Origin of the sequence: Enterobacter cloacae complex sp. 397G4, assembly GCF_050031515.1 — a bacterium.
GTDB lineage: Bacteria > Pseudomonadota > Gammaproteobacteria > Enterobacterales > Enterobacteriaceae > Enterobacter > Enterobacter hormaechei_C.
On record NZ_JBLGWE010000004.1, the window covers coordinates 32,135 to 50,551 of the forward strand.

The following is an 18,417-nucleotide window of genomic DNA, read 5'->3' on the forward strand; positions in this document are numbered from 1 at the left end:
TGTTGGCCAGTGTTTTTTGCCAGCAAAGTTTCTTCCCGGGTTCGCGCCGGCAGCGCAAAAATGACAGCAAAAGAGGGGTATCATGGGGCATTACACAATCAGAACGAATGACGACGAAGATCAGGCCATTAAAAAGGCGCAGGAAGCGACCGGACAGGCATCAGCCAGCAAAACCTTTATGACGGCTATCCTTGAGCTTCAGCGTAACAGAGACGAGATGGCGCAGCTACGGCGTGAACTGGCGCAGGAAAAAGCGCGGAGTCAGGAGCTGGTATCATCGGTAAAACAATTCCGTTCCAGCCTGAACAATCTGTTTGATCTGGCTGACAACCCTTAAATAACAAGGAGCGAAACGTGCATACCACAAATGCGATTATCCTGTGCCTGGTGTCATATCCCTGCATCGTTGCATGGGTTATCTATAAAAACAGATTTGTCGATTACTTGTTTTTAACTCTGCTTGCTTGTTTGGGGAGCATTTTTTCAGTCGTATTGTATAAACAGCCCGACTACTCATTGACCATATATCAGGCCGTTGCTGTCGGCTATGCTGCCGTGATCATGCCAACGGTGTTAGTTTTGAGTGTCGTTAATATCTTCATGGGAAAAGCAGAGAGAACGTGCAAATGAATACACTGGCTGCACTGGAAAATACGTTTCGTGATATGAGAAAGCATGGCTGCCAAACAGTCATGGTCACGCAGTCTTTAGCTGATTTTGGCCGCTACAGCTATAAACCGCGCCCTGCATTTCAGGACTGGATCGAACGGCTGAAGACTGGCGAACGTCTGCCGCGAGGCCGTTACTTTGTTGGCAAGAAGCCTGGTGGCCGCCTGGTGCTCATTGATGAATTGGGGGGAACATGGACAGAAAAAGTAACAGTGATTCATACCAACGCTGGATGATAGAGAAGGCTGACAAAAGGGAAAGGACGCAAATCAGTATGTCGTTCGTAAAGATGAAGGACGTACTTTTTAACGTGCTGGCTATCGGTACTGTTTTAGCAGCCCTGGTGGTGATCTTTTATGAAGTGCAAAGCAGCTTATAAATTGATGGCCGTTGACAATGAATGTCATACTACCTGACCGGGCAATGCCGGAAGATTTCTTTCACGGGTGATGGTTTGTGATCCCGGCATTGTTCCGGCGCTCTCTCGTAAATTCTCGCGCCCAATCCCCCTCGCAAAACCTCAGAATTCACGTAACGCACCGCGATTTCGGCAACCATCAACCCTAACGTCCTTATGTTGTTGGGTTTGCCGCAGAACAATTTATTCATTTAAAATAGATTTAAACGAAGCGGGAAACCGCAGACGTAAAAAAACCGACTGGTGAGGTCGGCTTTTTTACGGTTCCGGTGCGAGCTGGTAACTCAGCCCGGAAGGGAAACTCTCTACAACTGACAATAGTATGATAATCCGTGAAGCCTGATTATGCAATATGACGGGCAGTGACTGTGCGTTAACGGTTTGCCTGAACGTTAGATAAACGTATAATCAGAGGGTTAGCTCTGTGGTGAGTCTCTCCCTGCATTCCGCTAAATGCGGCATGAACAGGTTCAAAGTCCTGACAGGTAATACAGGTGGTGCTGGTTATCTGTGCTCTGGCAGGAGTGAGACTCTCTACAACTGACAAGACGAAGAGAAGCCGTGGTGACAGGCAGTGTAAGAGCAAGCCACGGTGTCTTTACTCCATTTATGGAGAAAACGGATGATTAACCTGTTAATCATCGTTCTGAGGGCGGTAGCGGCGCTTGCAAACGCGCTGATTGCCATTCTGGAACTGATCCGCCAGTTCATCGACTAATGAACACGGAAACGTAATTAAGGCCGGAGGAACACCACCTCCGGCCTTTAATAAAAATATAGTTTAGTTACAACATTCACTAGTCTGTACTAACCACCACACACCTGACCTTCTGCGCACAAGTTACCTTTAATCACTCCTAAACAGGCATTTCATGAAACTCCCCTGTTCTTGCATCGGTAACAGGGGTCTGACGCTCAGTGGAACGAAAACTCACGTTAAGCAACGTTTTCTGCCTCTGACGCCTCTTTTAATGGTCTCAGATGTCCTTTGGTCACCAGTTCTGCCAGCGTGAAGGAATAATGGCCGAGCATATTGATATGTCCGTGGCAAAGCGGGGAGAGGCGTGCGATATCTTCATCATTCAGTGTTTCACCCTGCGCCCGGAGATGATCCAGGGCTGCCTGCATATAAATAGTGTTCCATAACACGACGGCGTTAGTGACCAGCCCCAGTGTGCCCAGTTGATCTTCCTGACCGTCGGTATATCGTTTTCTTATCTCACCTTTTTGACCGTGACAGATGGCTCTGGCAACGGCATGGCGACTTTCTCCCCGATTAAGCTGGGTCAGAATGCGCCGGCGGTAATCTTCATCATCAATATAATTAAGCAGATACAGCGTTTTGTTGATGCGCCCCACTTCAATGATTGCCTGAGTCAGTCCGGAAGGACGTTCACTTTTCAGCAATGAACGGACCAGCACTGAAACCTGTACTTTGCCCAGCTTCAGGGAGCCAGCGGTCCGGATCATTTCGTCCCACTGAGGGGTTCTAGGGATTTTCCGTCCAAAAACGACAAAGTGCTCTGGAGGCCCCGCCGTCTGTGGCCTCCAGAGGGGTATTACTTTTTTCGAGATCCCTATTTGGGCTCTGTTTGAGTAAGATTTAGTCTTTTTGGGCTAAATCCATGGCATTCGAAGAACGTGTCCAAATCTTGTCCGAGGCAGAACAAGATGAGTTATATGGACCCCCCGCTTTCACCTCCGCCGACCAACGCTTCTTTTTCTCGCTGAACGATAAGGAACTGGCGATCGCTAAAAGCCTCCGTCATCGGGGCCAGCGTTACATGCTGGTGGTACTGCTGGGCTATTTCAAAGCCAAGCCGGTGGTGCTGAATCCCGGCTTTCATCAGATCAAGCAGGACCTCAAATACGTTTATCAAACCGTTCTACCAGGCCCAGGCTGTAGACCCTTTAATCTCACGCCAAAAGAGAACGAACGGATTTACCAACGTGTTTTCCAGCTCTGCAACTACCAGCGCTGGAATGTCAAAGACCATGGAGCGGCGTTGAGAGATTACTTATCCCAGCAAGCCAGAGCCTGGACAGCGCCTAGGCACCTCTTCGATGCGGCCAATGAATATTGTTCGGGGCAGAAGATCGCAATCCCTGCCTACAGCACGCTGCAAAAGATCATCAGTCAGGTGGTGGGAGACGAACAGGAACACATGGCCGCGCACCTTGAGCGTGCAATGTCACGCGGTCTTAAGCAAGCACTGGCGGAGCTCGTGAACGGCACAGGTCCACTGCCGTTCCGACAGTTGCGACAATCGGCTCGTAACTTCACCGGAACCGAGTTGGAGAAAGAACTGATTGTCTATCGCCATATCCAGCATTGGATGCCGGAAGTGGATCTGCTGTTGAGCACGCTATCACTGTCGCAGAAAAATCTGCAACACCTGGCAGAGAAAGTCGACTACTACGGTGCCAAACTGAAACGTCAAACCGTAGGCAGCCAATGGCTGTATTTATTGTGCTATCTTCAAACGCGATGGCAGCAAGCGCTGGAACGTATTGCCGATGGCTTTGTGCATCATGTCAGACAGACCAAACAGAAGGCAAAGGATTATGCGCAGGAAGCGGTGTTTAAGGATTGGCAAAAAGCAGCTAAAAATGTCAGCAAGGCAGCTGAAGTACTGCACCTGTTCATTGATGACAGCATTGATCTGCAACTACCGTTTGCAACAGTAAGACAGCAAGCACTGAGCCTGCTGACCAAAAGGGATCTGGAATCTGTATGTCTCTTCCTGAACGAGCAGCGACGATCGGTCGATGAAGCCATGTGGCAGTACTGCGACGAGAAAGAAAGTCTGCGGAAAGGTTTGCTGCGAGAGTTGTTCCTATGTCTGCGCTTCGAAGGCTGCGACGGCACCCAGCACTTAGCGGCCGCCTTGGCGAAAACACAAAACGAACTCAACGGCCAGGACGCTCAGTTGCAAACTGCCGACACCAGACTCCTTTCCAAAAAATCACGTGAATTCCTGCTGGATGGTGAAGGGAATATCCTGATCGATCGTTATGAGTGGTTCCTCTATCAACAGATTCCTGATCGCCTGAATGGCCAGCTGACGCTGCCTGATATCACTAAATACCGGGCACTCGACGCCGACCTGATCGACGGGGAACATTGGCGAAAAAACAAATATACGCTGCTTCAACAGAGCCATTTTACAAAATTAGCGGAGGAGCCTGAAAAGCTGATCAAACAGATGGCCATGGAATTGGATACCCGTTTGTACGAAGTCGGCGAATATCTTGAACAGGAAGACAACCGGAATATCATCTTGCGTAATCCGCAGGGTAAACGCTTCTGGCGCCTGCCTTCGGCCAGCAAACATCATCTGGTCAACAATCCCTTCTTCCAGCAAATTCCCACAACGGGGATTGCGGATGTACTGCGCATGGTTGATCGTGACACCGGTTTCATTGACTGCTTCGCTCATGTGCTGGGTTCCCAATCCAGAAGCCGTTCCCATGAATATGACCTGTTGGCAATTCTGGTCGGCAATGCAACCAATCAAGGCATTTACGGCATGGCACAGATCTCTGATCGTACCTATGATCAGCTCAGCACTATCCAGGCGAACTATCTTCGCCTGGAAACATTGAATGCTGCTAACGACAACATCAATAACGCGACAGCCAAGCTACCCATCTTCCGGTACTACAACATCCAGGAAGATGTGATCCACGCCAGTGCCGATGGTCAAAAGTTCGAAGCCCGGCGCGAGACCTTCAAAACCCGTTATTCGTCGAAGTACTTTGGCACTCAAAAAGGTGTTTCTGCCATGACCTTGATCGCCAATCACGCTGCGATCAACGCCAGAGTGATCGGCGCCAACGAACATGAATCGCACTACATCTTTGATTTGTTGATGAGCAATACGTCAGACATCATTCCGGATGTGCTCTCAACCGATACCCATGGGGTGAACCATGTGAACTTCGCGTTACTGGATCTGTTCGGATACCAGTTTGCCCCACGCTATGCCCAGGTTGGCAAAGTGATCAATGACATGTTTGATGTCAAGGAAGACAAAGAACACCGAATTCAGCTGTGCTTAAAAAAGCCAATCAATACCCATCGTATTGCGCAGCACTGGGATACCATCCAACGGATTGCAGTATCACTTAAGCAGCGGAAAACAACGCAAGCCACCTTGGTGAGAAAGCTCTCGGAGTACAAGCGCAATCACCCGCTGCTGGAAGCCCTGACGGAATACAATCGCCTGGTGAAAGCGAATTATCTACTGTGCTACATCGATGATGCCAGTTTAAGAAACTATGTTCAGCGCGCGCTGAACCGGGGAGAGGCCTATCACCAACTGCGTCGGGCCGTGAGCAGCGTCAATGGGGATCAGTTCCGGGGCAGTTCAGACGAAGAAATCCAGCTATGGAATGAGTGCGCTCGCCTGGTCACCAATGCCATCGTTTACTTCAACTCCAGGATACTCAGCCAGCTGTTGACCAGCTTCGAATACCAAGGAGATACCAAGAGAATAGATATCGTCAAACAGGCATCCCCTGTGGCCTGGCACAACATTAACCTCAAGGGGACTTACCACTTCGAATTGAGCGAAAAATTGCCAGATCTGGAGGAGCTTATGCGCTCAATCGAGGGATATTTACCCGTCAGCGAAAAGTAATACCCCTCTGGAGGCCACGGACGGCGCGGCCTCCAGAGCACTTTGTCGTTTTTGGACGGAAAATCCCTAGAACCCCATTATGCACGCTTAAAAATAATAAAAGCAGACTTGACCTGATAGTTTGGCTGTGAGCAATTATGTGCTTAGTGCATCTAACGCCGCCATAAACGGCGACAGGGTGGCGCGCCTATTGCGCATAAAATGGCGAAGCCATGCGCAACAGGCGCGGAATCTCTGGCGTCCGGTTTGATGGCTTTGTTATGCAAAGGACTAGTCTTCAATGACGTGTAAACCACGGCGCTTTAAGTCCTCCAACGAATCCAACATTCCCCTTATTAATTCAACAGGATGCCCCTCCCAGTCTTCAACAACGCCAACAATTCTCAAGGGTTCGCAGGTTCTATAGGACTGTGTTGGATTACCGGGAAATCTTTTGTTCGTAAGATTCGGATCGTCTTCGAACGGTCCTGTTGGCTCAACTATGTATATGTAGCCGCGACCCTCGAGGCCAGACAGTGACATAGCAAGTTCAGCTCCCCAAACTGCTGGCTCCATCAAGGCTGAAAAGTAGATGTGCTTAAGAATACGACCGTCCTCGAAATGAGAGATGAACCCTGTGGTTAGCAAGTCACCAATCGCCAAATTGGCTTTGGTTCCATGATAGAACGGTCCTTGCACCTGCTTGTAATTATCATGAGAGATGGGAATCCAATCTTTTACCATTTTAAGACCCTTAATTGTTGGGATTTGGCTGCATAACGCCTGAAATAAGCCGTGCCGCGAAGCGGCATCGGCTTGATTGAATTGTTAGACGGCAAACTCGAGCCAATACTTGTGCAGGCCAACAATATTAGACGAGCACAGCATGGGCATTGCCGCTTTGATCTTCTCCAGTGACCAATTCCACCACTCCATCTCCAGAAGCAATGAAATTTCCTCATCGGTGAAGCGTTTCTTAATCTTCTTAGCGGGATTGCCGCCAACGATAGCGTAAGGCTCCACATCTTTTGTCACCAACGAGCGGCTGCCTATCACCGCACCGTGCCCGATCTTGATTCCGGGCATGACCATTGCCTCAGAGCCGATCCAAACGTCATTGCCAATGACAGTATTACCTGCTTTTTGGAAGGCATCGAGTGCGCTTGAGAATGCAGGTTCTTCCTGCATATAAAAGAACGGGAAAGATGATGCCCAGTCGTACCGATGCCCCTGATTGCCAGCCATGATAAAGGGGTTCTAGGGATTTTCCGTCCAAAAACGACAAAGTGCTCTGGAGGCCCCGCCGTCTGTGGCCTCCAGAGGGGTATTACTTTTTTCGAGATCCCTATTTGGGCTCTGTTTGAGTAAGATTTAGTCTTTTTGGGCTAAATCCATGGCATTCGAAGAACGTGTCCAAATCTTGTCCGAGGCAGAACAAGATGAGTTATATGGACCCCCCGCTTTCACCTCCGCCGACCAACGCTTCTTTTTCTCGCTGAACGATAAGGAACTGGCGATCGCTAAAAGCCTCCGTCATCGGGGCCAGCGTTACATGCTGGTGGTACTGCTGGGCTATTTCAAAGCCAAGCCGGTGGTGCTGAATCCCGGCTTTCATCAGATCAAGCAGGACCTCAAATACGTTTATCAAACCGTTCTACCAGGCCCAGGCTGTAGACCCTTTAATCTCACGCCAAAAGAGAACGAACGGATTTACCAACGTGTTTTCCAGCTCTGCAACTACCAGCGCTGGAATGTCAAAGACCATGGAGCGGCGTTGAGAGATTACTTATCCCAGCAAGCCAGAGCCTGGACAGCGCCTAGGCACCTCTTCGATGCGGCCAATGAATATTGTTCGGGGCAGAAGATCGCAATCCCTGCCTACAGCACGCTGCAAAAGATCATCAGTCAGGTGGTGGGAGACGAACAGGAACACATGGCCGCGCACCTTGAGCGTGCAATGTCACGCGGTCTTAAGCAAGCACTGGCGGAGCTCGTGAACGGCACAGGTCCACTGCCGTTCCGACAGTTGCGACAATCGGCTCGTAACTTCACCGGAACCGAGTTGGAGAAAGAACTGATTGTCTATCGCCATATCCAGCATTGGATGCCGGAAGTGGATCTGCTGTTGAGCACGCTATCACTGTCGCAGAAAAATCTGCAACACCTGGCAGAGAAAGTCGACTACTACGGTGCCAAACTGAAACGTCAAACCGTAGGCAGCCAATGGCTGTATTTATTGTGCTATCTTCAAACGCGATGGCAGCAAGCGCTGGAACGTATTGCCGATGGCTTTGTGCATCATGTCAGACAGACCAAACAGAAGGCAAAGGATTATGCGCAGGAAGCGGTGTTTAAGGATTGGCAAAAAGCAGCTAAAAATGTCAGCAAGGCAGCTGAAGTACTGCACCTGTTCATTGATGACAGCATTGATCTGCAACTACCGTTTGCAACAGTAAGACAGCAAGCACTGAGCCTGCTGACCAAAAGGGATCTGGAATCTGTATGTCTCTTCCTGAACGAGCAGCGACGATCGGTCGATGAAGCCATGTGGCAGTACTGCGACGAGAAAGAAAGTCTGCGGAAAGGTTTGCTGCGAGAGTTGTTCCTATGTCTGCGCTTCGAAGGCTGCGACGGCACCCAGCACTTAGCGGCCGCCTTGGCGAAAACACAAAACGAACTCAACGGCCAGGACGCTCAGTTGCAAACTGCCGACACCAGACTCCTTTCCAAAAAATCACGTGAATTCCTGCTGGATGGTGAAGGGAATATCCTGATCGATCGTTATGAGTGGTTCCTCTATCAACAGATTCCTGATCGCCTGAATGGCCAGCTGACGCTGCCTGATATCACTAAATACCGGGCACTCGACGCCGACCTGATCGACGGGGAACATTGGCGAAAAAACAAATATACGCTGCTTCAACAGAGCCATTTTACAAAATTAGCGGAGGAGCCTGAAAAGCTGATCAAACAGATGGCCATGGAATTGGATACCCGTTTGTACGAAGTCGGCGAATATCTTGAACAGGAAGACAACCGGAATATCATCTTGCGTAATCCGCAGGGTAAACGCTTCTGGCGCCTGCCTTCGGCCAGCAAACATCATCTGGTCAACAATCCCTTCTTCCAGCAAATTCCCACAACGGGGATTGCGGATGTACTGCGCATGGTTGATCGTGACACCGGTTTCATTGACTGCTTCGCTCATGTGCTGGGTTCCCAATCCAGAAGCCGTTCCCATGAATATGACCTGTTGGCAATTCTGGTCGGCAATGCAACCAATCAAGGCATTTACGGCATGGCACAGATCTCTGATCGTACCTATGATCAGCTCAGCACTATCCAGGCGAACTATCTTCGCCTGGAAACATTGAATGCTGCTAACGACAACATCAATAACGCGACAGCCAAGCTACCCATCTTCCGGTACTACAACATCCAGGAAGATGTGATCCACGCCAGTGCCGATGGTCAAAAGTTCGAAGCCCGGCGCGAGACCTTCAAAACCCGTTATTCGTCGAAGTACTTTGGCACTCAAAAAGGTGTTTCTGCCATGACCTTGATCGCCAATCACGCTGCGATCAACGCCAGAGTGATCGGCGCCAACGAACATGAATCGCACTACATCTTTGATTTGTTGATGAGCAATACGTCAGACATCATTCCGGATGTGCTCTCAACCGATACCCATGGGGTGAACCATGTGAACTTCGCGTTACTGGATCTGTTCGGATACCAGTTTGCCCCACGCTATGCCCAGGTTGGCAAAGTGATCAATGACATGTTTGATGTCAAGGAAGACAAAGAACACCGAATTCAGCTGTGCTTAAAAAAGCCAATCAATACCCATCGTATTGCGCAGCACTGGGATACCATCCAACGGATTGCAGTATCACTTAAGCAGCGGAAAACAACGCAAGCCACCTTGGTGAGAAAGCTCTCGGAGTACAAGCGCAATCACCCGCTGCTGGAAGCCCTGACGGAATACAATCGCCTGGTGAAAGCGAATTATCTACTGTGCTACATCGATGATGCCAGTTTAAGAAACTATGTTCAGCGCGCGCTGAACCGGGGAGAGGCCTATCACCAACTGCGTCGGGCCGTGAGCAGCGTCAATGGGGATCAGTTCCGGGGCAGTTCAGACGAAGAAATCCAGCTATGGAATGAGTGCGCTCGCCTGGTCACCAATGCCATCGTTTACTTCAACTCCAGGATACTCAGCCAGCTGTTGACCAGCTTCGAATACCAAGGAGATACCAAGAGAATAGATATCGTCAAACAGGCATCCCCTGTGGCCTGGCACAACATTAACCTCAAGGGGACTTACCACTTCGAATTGAGCGAAAAATTGCCAGATCTGGAGGAGCTTATGCGCTCAATCGAGGGATATTTACCCGTCAGCGAAAAGTAATACCCCTCTGGAGGCCACGGACGGCGCGGCCTCCAGAGCACTTTGTCGTTTTTGGACGGAAAATCCCTAGAACCCCATTATCTAAAAATACTTAATTGTCTTTTAACGTCGCTAAATTTTAAATAAATAAGTGAAGAGTGTTAGTGGAGCCACTGATTTAAAGTTGGCAGAGTAAAACTTGAAGTGCGACATAAACCACCTAATTAATTTAAAGGGTTTATGGAGTATATAAAATTGTCATACCATCATCTTAACTTTGAAGATCGTACTGCATTAATGCTTGAGTCAAGAAAAGAAGGCTTTTCAGCCAGAAAATTTGCTGAACTCATTAAAAGACATCCTAGTACGATCTATCGTGAGCTTAAAAGAAATAGCATCAATGACGTTTATCAAGCTCGATATGCTTCTGATAACACCTTCGCTAGACGTAGACGTGGTCACAGAAAACTCAAAATCGATTCAATCCTCTGGAAATTTATTGTTGAAGCGATCCGTTGTTTATGGTCTCCTCAGCAAATAGCAAAGCGTTTAAAGACATTTCCTGATTTGGATCAAACAATGAATGTAAGCCATACAACGATTTATTCAACGATACGAGCATTACCAAAGGGTGAGTTGAAAAAAGACTTATTATCCTGTCTACGTCATGAAAATAAAAAGCGAAAAGCTAACGGTGAACCTAAAAAAGATTCTATATTACAGGATATTAAAACTATTCATGAGCGCCCAGCCGAAGTTCAAGAAAGAAAAATACCGGGTCATTGGGAAGCTGATTTAATTAAAGGTAAAGACAATAAAAGTTCGATAGCAACACTTATTGAACGAAATACACGGCTCTGTATCTTGGCAACATTACCTGATGCAAAGGCAGAATCAGTGCGCAAGGCTTTAACTGAAGCTCTGAAATATTTACCTGCAGAACTGCGTAAAACGTTGACCTATGACCGTGGACGTGAGATGTCAGAACATAAAATACTCGAAGAAGATTTAGGCATAGATGTATATTTCTGTGACCCACATTCACCCTGGCAAAAAGGCACATGCGAAAATATGAATGGTTTAATTAGGCAATATTTACCTAAAGGGATTGATTTAAATCAGGCAGATCAGCATTATTTAAATCAAGTTGCCATGTCACTGAATACTCGTCCTAGAAAGGCGTTAGATTGGCTTACACCATTAGGGAAGGTGCGAATAAGCGGGGAAATTCTTCTCGGCTGACTCAGTCATTTCATTTCTTCATGTTTGAGCCGATTTTTTCTCCCGTAAATGCCTTGAATCAGCCTATTTAGACCGTTTCTTCGCCATTTAAGGCGTTATCCCCAGTTTTTAGTGAGATCTCTCCCACTGACGTATCATTTGGTCCGCCCGAAACAGGTTGGCCAGCGTGAATAACATCGCCAGTTGGTTATCGTTTTTCAGCAACCCCTTGTATCTGGCTTTCACGAAGCCGAACTGTCGCTTGATGATGCGAAATGGGTGCTCCACCTTGGCCCGGATGCTGGCTTTCATGTATTCGATGTTGATGGCCGTTTTGTTCTTGCGTGGATGCTGTTTCAAGGTTCTTACCTTGCCGGGGCGCTCGGCGATCAGCCAGTCCACATCCACCTCGGCCAGCTCCTCGCGCTGTGGCGCCCCTTGGTAGCCGGCATCGGCTGAGACAAATTGCTCCTCTCCATGCAGCAGATTACCCAGCTGATTGAGGTCATGCTCGTTGGCCGCGGTGGTGACTAGGCTGTGGGTCAGGCCACTCTTGGCATCGACACCAATGTGGGCCTTCATGCCAAAGTGCCATTGATTGCCTTTCTTGGTCTGATGCATCTCCGGATCGCGTTGCTGCTCTTTGTTCTTGGTCGAGCTGGGTGCCTCAATGATGGTGGCATCGACCAAGGTGCCTTGAGTCATCATGACGCCTGCTTCGGCCAGCCAGCGATTGATGGTCTTGAACAATTGGCGGGCCAGTTGATGCTGCTCCAGCAGGTGGCGGAAATTCATGATGGTGGTGCGGTCAGGCAAGGCGCTATCCAGGGATAACCGGGCAAACAGACGCATGGAGGCGATTTCGTACAGAGCATCTTCCATCGCGCCATCGCTCAGGTTGTACCAATGCTGCATGCAGTGAATGCGTAGCATGGTTTCCAGCGGATAAGGTCGCCGGCCATTACCAGCCTTGGGGTAAAACGGCTCGATGACTTCCACCATGTTTTGCCATGGCAGAATCTGCTCCATGCGGGACAAGAAAATCTCTTTTCTGGTCTGACGGCGCTTACTGCTGAATTCACTGTCGGCGAAGGTAAGTTGATGACTCATGATGAACCCTGTTCCATGGCTCCAGATGACAAACATGATCTCATATCAGGGACTTGTTCGCACCTTCCTTAGAGAAATTTGCTCAGCTTGTTGATTATCATATGGCTTTTGAAACTGTCGCACCTCATGTTTGAATTCGCCCCATATTTTTGCTACAGTGAACCAAATTAAGATCATCTATTTACTAGGCCTCGCATTTGCGGGGTTTTTAATGCTGAATAAAAGGAAAACTTGATGGAATTGCCCAATATTATGCACCCGGTCGCGAAGCTGAGCACCGCATTAGCCGCTGCATTGATGCTGAGCGGGTGCATGCCCGGTGAAATCCGCCCGACGATTGGCCAGCAAATGGAAACTGGCGACCAACGGTTTGGCGATCTGGTTTTCCGCCAGCTCGCACCGAATGTCTGGCAGCACACTTCCTATCTCGACATGCCGGGTTTCGGGGCAGTCGCTTCCAACGGTTTGATCGTCAGGGATGGCGGCCGCGTGCTGTTGGTCGATACCGCCTGGACCGATGACCAGACCGCCCAGATCCTCAACTGGATCAAGCAGGAGATCAACCTGCCGGTCGCGCTGGCGGTGGTGACTCACGCGCATCAGGACAAGATGGGCGGTATGGACGCGCTGCATGCGGCGGGGATTGCGACTTATGCCAATGCGTTGTCGAACCAGCTTGCCCCGCAAGAGGGGCTGGTTGCGGCGCAACACAGCCTGACTTTCGCCGCCAATGGCTGGGTCGAACCAGCAACCGCGCCCAACTTTGGCCCGCTCAAGGTATTTTACCCCGGCCCCGGCCACACCAGTGACAATATCACCGTTGGGATCGACGGCACCGACATCGCTTTTGGTGGCTGCCTGATCAAGGACAGCAAGGCCAAGTCGCTCGGCAATCTCGGTGATGCCGACACTGAGCACTACGCCGCGTCAGCGCGCGCGTTTGGTGCGGCGTTCCCCAAGGCCAGCATGATCGTGATGAGCCATTCCGCCCCCGATAGCCGCGCCGCAATCACTCATACGGCCCGCATGGCCGACAAGCTGCGCTGAGCCATGGCTGACCACGTCACCCCCAATCTGCCATCGCGCGATTTCGATGTGACAGAGGCGTTTTATGCGAAGCTGGGCTTTGCGACGAGTTGGAAGGATCGCGGCTGGATGATCCTGCAGCGCGGCGGTTTGCAGCTCGAATTCTTCCCCTATCCTGACCTCGACCCAGCTACGAGCTCGTTCGGCTGTTGCCTGCGGTTGGATGATCTCGATGCCATGGTGGCATTGGTGAACGCGGCGGGAGCCGAGGAAAAAAGCACCGGCTGGCCGCGCTTCAAAGCTCCGCAACTGGAGGCGAGCGGCCTGAGGATCGGCTACCTGATCGATCCCGACTGCACGCTGGTGCGGCTGATCCAGAACCCCGACTGACCGCATGCCCGCGAAAATCAAGATTTGCGGGATCAGCACACCCGAGGCGCTCGATGCGACCATCGCGGCGCGGGCGGACTATGCCGGGTTGGTGTTCTATCCAGCGTCGCCCCGTGCGGTTACGTCGAATGTCGCGGGCGCTTTGACATCGCGCGCAGCTGGCCAGATCGCCATGGTCGGTTTGTTCGTCGATGCGGATGATGCTGTCATCGCCGACGCACTGGTGGCAGCCAAGCTGAACGCGCTGCAGCTGCACGGTTCGGAATCGCCCGAACGCGTGGCCCAGTTGCGCGCGCGGTTTGGCAAGCCGGTGTGGAAGGCGCTGCCCGTCGCCAGCGCCAGCGATGTCGCACGCGCCGCAGCCTATGCCGGGGCGGCGGACTTGATCTTGTTCGACGCCAAGACCCCCAAAGGCGCGCTGCCCGGCGGCATGGGGTTGGCGTTCGACTGGTCGCTGCTGGCCGGATATCGCGGTGCCTTGCCGTGGGGGCTGGCAGGCGGGCTAAATCCGACGAATGTTGCCGAGGCGATTGCGCGCACCGGAGCGCCGCTGGTCGATACCTCCAGCGGCGTCGAAAGCGCGCCGGGCGTCAAGGATACCGACAAGATTACCAATTTCGCCTTTGCGGTGCGCTTGGCCTAAATCGCGTCGATCAATAGGCGTCGTTCAGCGCAAAGATCGGCTTGCGGGTGCGCCACTGCCCTCGGGTGAAGTCGGGAAAATCTAACGTGCGATTGCCCTCAGCAATCGATTGTTCCGACAGAGGCGTGATCGCGCTCCAGGCCAGCGCGTCGTAAATGTCGATTGGCATCGGGGCCTTGGCCTTCAGCGCCTCGACAAAAGCGTGGATCACGAACCAGTCCATCCCGCCATGCCCGGCCCCTGCCGCCAGATCGGCGTAGCGTTTCCATAGCGGGTGATCGTATTTCGCAAACCAGCCCTCGGCAGGCTCCCAGCGGTGCGGCTGTGGGCTCTTGCCCTCCAGATAGATCGACTTGTTGACGTCCATCCACAGCCCCTCGGTGCCTTGCACCCGAAAGCCGAGAGAATAGGGGCGCGGCAGCGAGGTGTCGTGGCACAGCATGATCGTTTCACCATTAGTGCAGCCGATCATGGTGTTGACCACATCACCCAGTGCGAATTTCACCTCGGCGTTGGGATGATCGGCAGAGCCGTTCTTGACGACATAATCATGCAGCCCGCGCGCCTTACAGCCGAAGCCGCCAGCGCCCGCTTCGCCCGGCAACGCGACCTTCAGGGTGCGGGTCTGCGGCGGGTAGCACACGCCGGCATCGGCGCAGCCCTGGTACTTCACGGTCAGGGTGGTCGCGCTCGCGCCGGCCGCGGGCGTGCCGGTGAGGGTGCCGAGCAATTCCTTGCGGTAGGTTTCGACGTCGCCGAAGAATTCGTCGCGGTAGGCCTTGCCCTTCGGCAGCGCCATGGTCGCGCCGGTGAAGGCGGCATCGGCCTTGACCGAGGTGCGGTGCCGGTACAGGTAATAGCCGTCGGCGATCCGCCAGCGCACCTCGATGCGGTCCGGCGCGGTGGCCTGCGCGGACAGGACGAAGACCTCGTCGACCGGCGGCAGTTCGAAGTCCTGGGCGACGGCCGAGGTCGCGGGCAGCGCAAGCAGCAGGGCGAGCCCGGCCAGCCAGCGGCGCAGGCGGATCGTGGATGCGGTCATTGGCTCAGTTTACCGGTCGGCTCTCGGCGGCCAGCCATTGCAGGTATTCGGGCAGGCCGGACGCGGCTTCGACCGCGAGCAGCTCCGGGAGTTCGTAGGGATGCAGTTGGCGCAGGCGTTCCTGCAGGGCGGGGGGCACTGTTGCAAATAGTCGGTGGTGATAAACTTATCATCCCCTTTTGCTGATGGAGCTGCACATGAACCCATTCAAAGGCCGGCATTTTCAGCGTGACATCATTCTGTGGGCCGTACGCTGGTACTGCAAATACGGCATCAGTTACCGTGAGCTGCAGGAGATGCTGGCTGAACGCGGAGTGAATGTCGATCACTCCACGATTTACCGCTGGGTTCAGCGTTATGCGCCTGAAATGGAAAAACGGCTGCGCTGGTACTGGCGTAACCCTTCCGATCTTTGCCCGTGGCACATGGATGAAACCTACGTGAAGGTCAATGGCCGCTGGGCGTATCTGTACCGGGCCGTCGACAGCCGGGGCCGCACTGTCGATTTTTATCTCTCCTCCCGTCGTAACAGCAAAGCTGCATACCGGTTTCTGGGTAAAATCCTCAACAACGTGAAGAAGTGGCAGATCCCGCGATTCATCAACACGGATAAAGCGCCCGCCTATGGTCGCGCGCTTGCTCTGCTCAAACGCGAAGGCCGGTGCCCGTCTGACGTTGAACACCGACAGATTAAGTACCGGAACAACGTGATTGAATGCGATCATGGCAAACTGAAACGGATAATCGGCGCCACGCTGGGATTTAAATCCATGAAGACGGCTTACGCCACCATCAAAGGTATTGAGGTGATGCGTGCACTACGCAAAGGCCAGGCCTCAGCATTTTATTATGGTGATCCCCTGGGCGAAATGCGCCTGGTAAGCAGAGTTTTTGAAATGTAAGGCCTTTGAATAAGACAAAAGGCTGCCTCATCGCTAACTTTGCAACAGTGCCACAATGTGCGTAATGACCCCCCTGACCTCCAACCCGTCCTCATCGTCATCAGGTATAGCCCTGAAGTTATCCAGCTTATCGAGTTCCTGGAGACACCGCTTGGGGTGTAGTCGCAATCGCATGATCCTGAATTCTTGTTCCAGGACACAGAGCACCAAAGACCCGTCAACGGGCGTGCCCCCAAAATCTACTATGAGCAGCGCACCAGGCTTTATCCCTTCCCGGAAAGAGTAGGTATCACTTCGAAAAAAGAATACTCCCGGCGCTCCTGTATTACAGTGCTGATCGAGTGACAGCCTGTTTTCCTGGTAGTCGGTTGCTGGCGATGGAAAACCCATTTTTAACGGCCTCCGTTGGGGTTAAAAAGCATGAATGTCCGGTTCTCTCCTTCCTGAGTGGAAATGTCTTTAAAAACGGTCACGTAGGTTTCAATCCACTGATTTGCTTGGCGACAACTCCAGTGAAAATTAATCAGCGCAAGCTGGCTGACAAAGGCTTCTGTCGTAACTGTCTGACGACCGTTCGGCTCACGCTTAATGCTCGCACGCCAGGCTGAGTCAATTTCATAGTGTCTAGGCATGAAAAACCTCCGATCAATATAGCTGTATGCATATGGGTCTTCCCTTGTTGTGGTGGCTGAAGGCATGATAATGGTGTATTTAATCGCCAGAGGTCACCGCCATGGACGAAAAGTCCCTCTACGCTCATATTCTCAACCTGTCCGATCCGTGGCAGGTAAAGTCCCTTTCTCTCGATGAAAATGCCGGTTCTGTTACTGTCACTATTGAGATCGCTGAAAACACCCGGCTAGCCTGTCCGACCTGCGGTAAATCCTGTTCTGTTCACGATCACCGTCATCGTAAATGGCGCCATCTTGATACCTGCCAGTTCACCACTATTGTTGAAGCCGATGTTCCACGAATTATGTGTCCGGAGCATGGCTGCCTGACGTTGCCTGTTCCGTGGGCTGGCCCCGGAAGCCGGTATACGTTGCTATTCGAATCGTTCGTTCTCTCATGGCTGAAAATCAGCACCGTTGATGCTGTCAGGAAGCAACTTAAGCTCAGTTGGAATGCGGTTGACGGCATTATGACCCGGGCAGTTAAGCGAGGTCTTGCCCGGATAAAAAAGCCATTATCCGCCCGTCATATGAATGTGGATGAGGTCGCCTTTAAAAAAGGACATCGTTACATAACGGTGATCTCCGATCGCGATGGTCGGGCGCTGGCCTTAACGGATGATCGCGGCACAGAGAGTCTTGCCGGCTATCTTCGCACGCTCACTGATGGGCAGTTGCTGGCTATCAAAACGCTCTCAATGGACATGAACGCGGGCTATATAAGAGCAGCGCGTATCCACTTACCCAGTGCGGTTGAGAAAATCGCCTTTGACCGCTTCCATGTGGCGAAGCAACTGGGCGAGGTAGTTGATAAAACCCGTCAGAATGAACATCCGCACCTCCCTGTTGAAAGCCGACACCAGGCAAAAGGAACCCGCTTCCTGTGGCAGTACAGCGATAAGTGGATGACCGAATCCCGGCAGGAAAAGCTGATGTGGCTGCGTGCACAGATGAAGCTGACGAGCCAGTGCTGGGCGCTGAAAGAGCTGGCAAAGGATATCTGGAACAGGCCATGGAGCGAGGAAAGACGGAGTGACTGGCAGAGATGGTTGGCGCTGGCGGCTAACAGTGACGTTCCCATGATGAAAAATGCCGCGAAAACGATAGGAAAAAGGCTGTACGGGATCCTGAATGCGATGCGACACAGTGTCTCAAACGGAAATGCGGAGGCACTTAACAGCAAGATCAGGCTGCTGAGGATAAAAGCCAGGGGATACCGAAACCGGGAGCGCTTTAAACTGGGGGTGATGTTCCACTACGGAAAGCTGAATATGGCGTTCTGAGCCTTCCCACCATGATCGGGGAAGACCCAT

At 51.7% G+C, this 18,417-nt stretch carries 18 protein-coding genes and 2 pseudogenes; 12 read left to right on the forward strand and 8 right to left on the reverse strand.

Annotated elements, in window-relative coordinates; all coding sequences use genetic code 11:
* Window positions 1-82 precede the first annotated feature (82 nt).
* The 4 genes from ACQG1Y_RS25895 (at window position 83) to dqlB (ending at window position 1,805) form a co-directional block, all read left to right on the forward strand.
* A complete protein-coding gene (locus ACQG1Y_RS25895) occupies window positions 83-337 on the forward strand; it encodes a hypothetical protein (RefSeq protein WP_000510385.1) in 255 nt (84 codons plus the stop codon).
* Between the two features lie 17 nt (window positions 338-354).
* Window positions 355-630, forward strand: a complete 276-nt coding sequence (locus ACQG1Y_RS25900) for a hypothetical protein (RefSeq protein ID WP_000557557.1) — start codon at window positions 355-357, stop codon at window positions 628-630.
* On the forward strand, window positions 627-905 hold the full coding sequence (locus ACQG1Y_RS25905) for a hypothetical protein (RefSeq protein ID WP_001093608.1): 279 nt from the start codon (window positions 627-629) through the stop codon (window positions 903-905). The genes ACQG1Y_RS25900 and ACQG1Y_RS25905 overlap by 4 nt, the downstream gene beginning before the upstream one ends.
* Before the next feature lie 804 nt (window positions 906-1,709).
* Complete coding sequence (gene dqlB / locus ACQG1Y_RS25910; protein ID WP_000609145.1) at window positions 1,710-1,805, forward strand: DinQ-like type I toxin DqlB; 96 nt, start codon at window positions 1,710-1,712, stop codon at window positions 1,803-1,805.
* Between the two features lie 251 nt (window positions 1,806-2,056).
* On the opposite strand, the pseudogene ACQG1Y_RS25915 reads toward dqlB, so the two are convergent.
* Window positions 2,057-2,569: pseudogene (locus tag ACQG1Y_RS25915) on the reverse strand (Tn3 family transposase); the annotation flags it as partial.
* Between the two features lie 143 nt (window positions 2,570-2,712).
* On the opposite strand from ACQG1Y_RS25915, the gene ACQG1Y_RS25920 reads away from it, so the two are divergent.
* A complete protein-coding gene (locus tag ACQG1Y_RS25920) occupies window positions 2,713-5,730 on the forward strand; it encodes a Tn3-like element IS3000 family transposase (RefSeq protein WP_004199413.1) in 3,018 nt (1,005 codons plus the stop codon).
* Window positions 5,731-6,000: 270 nt separating this feature from the next.
* Here the strand turns inward: ACQG1Y_RS25920 and ACQG1Y_RS25925 are convergent, their stop codons facing one another.
* Window positions 6,001-6,453, reverse strand: coding sequence for an NAD(+)--rifampin ADP-ribosyltransferase Arr-3 (locus ACQG1Y_RS25925; protein WP_001749986.1), 453 nt, complete (start codon window positions 6,451-6,453; stop codon window positions 6,001-6,003).
* 84 nt (window positions 6,454-6,537) lie between these two features.
* Window positions 6,538-6,960: pseudogene (locus ACQG1Y_RS25930) on the reverse strand (CatB-related O-acetyltransferase); the annotation flags it as partial.
* A 142-nt stretch (window positions 6,961-7,102) separates the two neighbouring features.
* Between ACQG1Y_RS25930 and ACQG1Y_RS25935 the strand changes: the two are divergent.
* Window positions 7,103-10,120, forward strand: a complete 3,018-nt coding sequence (locus tag ACQG1Y_RS25935; protein ID WP_004199413.1) for a Tn3-like element IS3000 family transposase — start codon at window positions 7,103-7,105, stop codon at window positions 10,118-10,120.
* Between the two features lie 219 nt (window positions 10,121-10,339).
* Window positions 10,340-11,341 (forward strand): IS30 family transposase, encoded by a 1,002-nt coding sequence (locus tag ACQG1Y_RS25940; protein ID WP_023408311.1) that lies wholly within the window; start codon window positions 10,340-10,342, stop codon window positions 11,339-11,341.
* A gap of 108 nt (window positions 11,342-11,449) precedes the next feature.
* Here ACQG1Y_RS25940 and ACQG1Y_RS25945 read toward each other — a convergent pair whose 3' ends face one another.
* Window positions 11,450-12,430, reverse strand: coding sequence for an IS5-like element IS5 family transposase (locus ACQG1Y_RS25945; protein ID WP_000019402.1), 981 nt, complete (start codon window positions 12,428-12,430; stop codon window positions 11,450-11,452).
* Between the two features lie 234 nt (window positions 12,431-12,664).
* On the opposite strand from ACQG1Y_RS25945, the gene ACQG1Y_RS25950 reads away from it, so the two are divergent.
* The 3 genes from ACQG1Y_RS25950 to ACQG1Y_RS25960 are packed head-to-tail and all read left to right on the forward strand — an operon-like array spanning window position 12,665 to window position 14,489.
* Window positions 12,665-13,477, forward strand: coding sequence for a subclass B1 metallo-beta-lactamase NDM-5 (locus tag ACQG1Y_RS25950; protein ID WP_023408309.1), 813 nt, complete (start codon window positions 12,665-12,667; stop codon window positions 13,475-13,477).
* Window positions 13,478-13,480: 3 nt separating this feature from the next.
* The gene (gene ble / locus ACQG1Y_RS25955) at window positions 13,481-13,846 is read left to right on the forward strand and encodes a bleomycin binding protein Ble-MBL (protein WP_004201167.1); all 366 of its coding nucleotides are present in this window, start codon (window positions 13,481-13,483) and stop codon (window positions 13,844-13,846) included.
* A 4-nt stretch (window positions 13,847-13,850) separates the two neighbouring features.
* A complete protein-coding gene (locus ACQG1Y_RS25960; RefSeq protein ID WP_004201168.1) occupies window positions 13,851-14,489 on the forward strand; it encodes a phosphoribosylanthranilate isomerase in 639 nt (212 codons plus the stop codon).
* A 10-nt stretch (window positions 14,490-14,499) separates the two neighbouring features.
* On the opposite strand, the gene ACQG1Y_RS25965 is transcribed toward ACQG1Y_RS25960, so the two are convergent.
* Both ACQG1Y_RS25965 and cutA read right to left on the reverse strand, forming a co-directional pair.
* Entirely contained in the window at window positions 14,500-15,531 is a 1,032-nt protein-coding gene (locus ACQG1Y_RS25965) for a protein-disulfide reductase DsbD domain-containing protein (RefSeq protein WP_004201169.1), read from the reverse strand.
* Between the two features lie 4 nt (window positions 15,532-15,535).
* Complete coding sequence (gene cutA / locus ACQG1Y_RS25970) at window positions 15,536-15,670, reverse strand: divalent cation tolerance protein CutA (RefSeq protein WP_023408307.1); 135 nt, start codon at window positions 15,668-15,670, stop codon at window positions 15,536-15,538.
* A gap of 58 nt (window positions 15,671-15,728) precedes the next feature.
* Between cutA and ACQG1Y_RS25975 the strand changes: the two genes are divergently transcribed.
* Window positions 15,729-16,433: an IS6-like element IS26 family transposase gene (locus ACQG1Y_RS25975; RefSeq protein WP_001067855.1), complete on the forward strand. Its 705-nt coding sequence runs from the start codon at window positions 15,729-15,731 to the stop codon at window positions 16,431-16,433.
* A 33-nt stretch (window positions 16,434-16,466) separates the two neighbouring features.
* On the opposite strand, the gene ACQG1Y_RS25980 is transcribed toward ACQG1Y_RS25975, so the two are convergent.
* Complete coding sequence (locus ACQG1Y_RS25980) at window positions 16,467-16,823, reverse strand: S24 family peptidase (protein ID WP_004199403.1); 357 nt, start codon at window positions 16,821-16,823, stop codon at window positions 16,467-16,469.
* Between the two features lie 2 nt (window positions 16,824-16,825).
* Window positions 16,826-17,065, reverse strand: coding sequence for a hypothetical protein (locus tag ACQG1Y_RS25985; protein WP_001549892.1), 240 nt, complete (start codon window positions 17,063-17,065; stop codon window positions 16,826-16,828).
* A gap of 101 nt (window positions 17,066-17,166) precedes the next feature.
* Between ACQG1Y_RS25985 and ACQG1Y_RS25990 the strand changes: the two genes are divergently transcribed.
* Window positions 17,167-18,387: an ISL3-like element ISKox3 family transposase gene (locus ACQG1Y_RS25990; protein WP_000343760.1), complete on the forward strand. Its 1,221-nt coding sequence runs from the start codon at window positions 17,167-17,169 to the stop codon at window positions 18,385-18,387.
* The last annotated feature ends 30 nt before the right edge of the window (window positions 18,388-18,417 follow it).